The organism is Paraburkholderia sp. WS6, from assembly GCF_030464835.1.
Classification (GTDB): Bacteria; Pseudomonadota; Gammaproteobacteria; order Burkholderiales; family Burkholderiaceae; genus Paraburkholderia; species Paraburkholderia madseniana.
Window position 1 is genome coordinate 1 of the sequence record NZ_JALQCK010000101.1, and the last position, 3,247, is coordinate 3,247.

Genomic DNA, 3,247 nt, shown 5'->3' on the forward strand with positions numbered 1-3,247 from the left:
GTCCCCTTCTATGAGCAGGAAGTTGTCAAGGCCTTTCGCGAACTCCCCGTTTTGTGGACGCCATGAACTGATGTCCAGGAGTTATCCACGGCCGGTCGGCGGGTCGCCTCTCACGACCACGACGCCCGGCCGGCGGTGGATAACTCGGGCTCGTTATGACGCGGGTTCCTCCTTGCGTTGATTGCGGCTCGCCAGCATACAGGGCGCATTTCAGCCGCGTATTCCCGGGGCGGATTTCCACCGCGCCGTCAACCATTGCCGCAATCCAGTCTGCGTTTCTGGTCTGAAGCCGGTCATCGCGCGCGTCAGACCTGACGTCCGACCACCTTCTATCCGCTGGCGCCAGGCCAGCCTCATCCTGCATGCGCATTACGCCGGAGTCTTTTCCGGGAACATGCCCCATCTGTAAAACCGGTTACTTCGGTAACCCGGGGACTTGACGGGCATGTTCACTTCAAACCGTCCATCCATCAGTTTCGCGTCGTGCATGACGGCGTTGCTGTGATACCTTGCTGGCTCAGACTGACTTCAGCTCTGCGCCTTCGGGGATGACGCCGTCCTTCAGATACCGCCACAGCGCAATCGCGAGACGTCGCGCTACCGCGACGATCGCAATGCGTCGCGCGCGGCGGTTCGGTCCGGTGCCCTGGGTGCGCTGGTTGAACCACTGCGTCAGCGCGCTGCCGGGCTGGTAGCGCAGCCAGGTCCACGCCATCTCGACCAGCAGCGCGCGCACCCGCCTATAAGGACTTTCCCTTTTTTGCAAGCTCGGGGTTCATTCATCCATTCGTTTGACTCCCATGTGATCTGGGACACATTCGGCATTGAGCGGCGAGACAGACTGCACACCTATAAGCGGCCTTGTTGGACACGATGGTTGCTGTGCCCGGGCCCGGATAGTAACCGCGCAGCAGGACTCCATCCGGTTGACGGCGAATACATGCGATGCAGCGCCTGACGGGTGCTCGAGTTCGCCTGCTGCCGGTCTGACCTGTCGCTATCCATGCCTGTTGAATCCTTGTATGCGGAGTTTCCGACTTTGGGGTTGCGGGGCTCTATGCTTCATCTATTCGATCATGCGGTTGCGGCCTCACGACCAGCGGGGGCCGGGCGGGTTGGCACATACGACGGATCGAAGCGCTCGCCCTTGGCCAGAATCGCCCACAGGATGCGCGCGTGCTTGTTGGCGACGGCGACCAGCGTTCGATACCAACCCACGCGTGCCTGGAGCTGAACGATCCAGCGCGAGAGCCGGTCGGTTCGTCGATGGGCGCTCGTTACGGCCGAGCGCGCGCCCTGGAACAGCAGCGTGCGCAGATACGTGTTGCCCTGTTTGGTGATGCGGCCCAGCCGGGTCTTGCCGCCGCTGCTCGCCTGTTTGGGCACCGTGCCGATCCAGGCGGCAAATTGGCGGCCGTTCTTGAACAGGTGAGCGTCGCCGACAGTGGCCACCGCGGCCGACGCGGTGAGCGGCCCGATGCCGATGACCGCCATGACGCGCTGCGCGTTGCTGTCGTGCTTCACGTGCGTGGCGACTTGCGCGTCGCACCAGGCGATTTGCTGGTCGAGGGCCTGCAGGTGCTCCCAGCCTCGCAGCAGCGCAGTGCGTGCGACACCGTTCAGTTCAGTGGCCCCGTCCTCCAGTGCCTCGACGAAGTGGGCACGAAATGCATTGATGCCTTGCGGCAGGAAGACGCCGAACTCGACCAGTTCACCGCGCAGCCGGTTGACGAGCGCGGTACGCTCCTCAACGAAACCGTCCCGCATCCGGTGCAGCAGCAGCACGTTTTGCTGGTCTGCCGTTTTGACGGCCACGAAGCGCATGTGCGGCCGGCCCGCGGCCTCGCAGATGGCCTCGGCATCCAGCCTGTCGTTCTTCACGTGCTTGCCGCCTTTGCGATACGGTGCGGCGAACTGCGGCGCGATCAGCCGAACCTCGTGGCCGAGCGCGCGCAGCTTGCGCCCCCAGTAGTGGGCTGCGCTGCACGCTTCCATTGCGACCAGGCACGGCTCGAGGTTGGCAAACCATTCGAGAAACTTGTGTCGCGAGATTGCTTTCCTGACCACCACGCGTTCCATGCTGTCCACGCCGTGTACCTGAATGATGTTCTTGGCCAGATCCACGCCGATACGAGTAATCTTGTCCATGACTTTCCCCTTCTCAGATGGGTTGCCCAGCACCAACCATCCTCGCATATCGCTATGTGCCACGAGATCGGGAAAGTCCTTACTAATTCGGTTGCCCTGCCTGCTGATGCCCTGATCGGTATGGCTCTCGCCGCTGTCGTAGGGCTGCGGCACCAGCCCGACGCACGCCCCCACCTGGCGCCGGTTGCTGAACTCCCTCCAGAACAACTCCAGCGCGAGGCGCGACGCACCCACCTCGCCGATGCCCTTCAGGCGCGCCAGGTCCTCGCTGCGCTTGCGCGCGGCCGCCGGCACGCTCGCCTTGCGCGTCTTCTCCAGCGCGGCGAGTTGCTGCTCCGCCAGTGCCAGCCGTTCGCACTCGCGCAGCAGCCGTTCACGCAGCTCGGGCGGCAGCGGCGTGCCGTCGTGGCACTTCACCTCGTTACGGGCGAGCCGGCCGGCAAAGGCCTTGTGGTCGACCTCATCCCAGCAGCCGAGCGTGGCCAGCAGTTTGCGCATGCGGTCGCGATGCTGCAGGACTTCCTTCTGCAGTTCCCCGCGATCGCGCATCAGCTGGCGCGACGCCTCGTCCTGCGGCGACGGCACGTGAACCACGTGCATGCGGTCACGCTCGCCGCGCAGCCACGCGCGCAGATTGATCACCAGCTTGATGACATCGAGCCGGTCGGTCTTCGCGCGTCGCTTGTGGCGTTCGACCGGAATGCTCGCCGGATCGACGACGTAGCACTCGATGCCGCGCGCCTGCAGCGCGCGACAGATCCAGAACGCGTCCTGGCCGGCCTCGTAGCTCACGACGACCCGCACGCCCGCGGGCAGCAACCACTTCTCTCTGTGCCATTCGATCAGGTCCAGCACCGCCTGCAGGCGGGCGGCGGCCTGTGGCTGCGCGACCGTGTGCACGGCGGGCTTCTCGCGCCGGCCGTCGTGCAGCGCGACCTTCCAGTTTGCTCCGGCAAGCTCGAGTGATACCGCCAGCACCGGTTCCTCACCACCCGTCGTGAACGTCTGATCCGTGCGCATGATGCTCTCTCCTTTGAACAGGACTCGACACGCTGATTTTACGTATCAGTTCGTCGACGTCCCCTGCTCATAGGATCTG

Annotated in this window: 1 protein-coding gene and 2 pseudogenes; all 3 read right to left on the reverse strand. The window is 64.2% G+C overall.

The features are described 5' to 3' along the window. Nucleotides 1–517: 517 nt before the first annotated feature. A pseudogene (locus M0D64_RS44620) lies at nt 518–790 on the reverse strand (hypothetical protein); the annotation flags it as partial. Nucleotides 791–1,074: 284 nt separating this feature from the next. Further along, a complete protein-coding gene (locus tag M0D64_RS44625; protein WP_266243674.1) occupies nt 1,075–2,148 on the reverse strand; it encodes an IS110 family transposase in 1,074 nt (357 codons plus the stop codon). A gap of 87 nt (nt 2,149–2,235) precedes the next feature. Next, a pseudogene (locus tag M0D64_RS44630) lies at nt 2,236–3,168 on the reverse strand (IS110 family transposase); the annotation flags it as partial. Between the last annotated feature and the right edge of the window lie 79 nt (nt 3,169–3,247).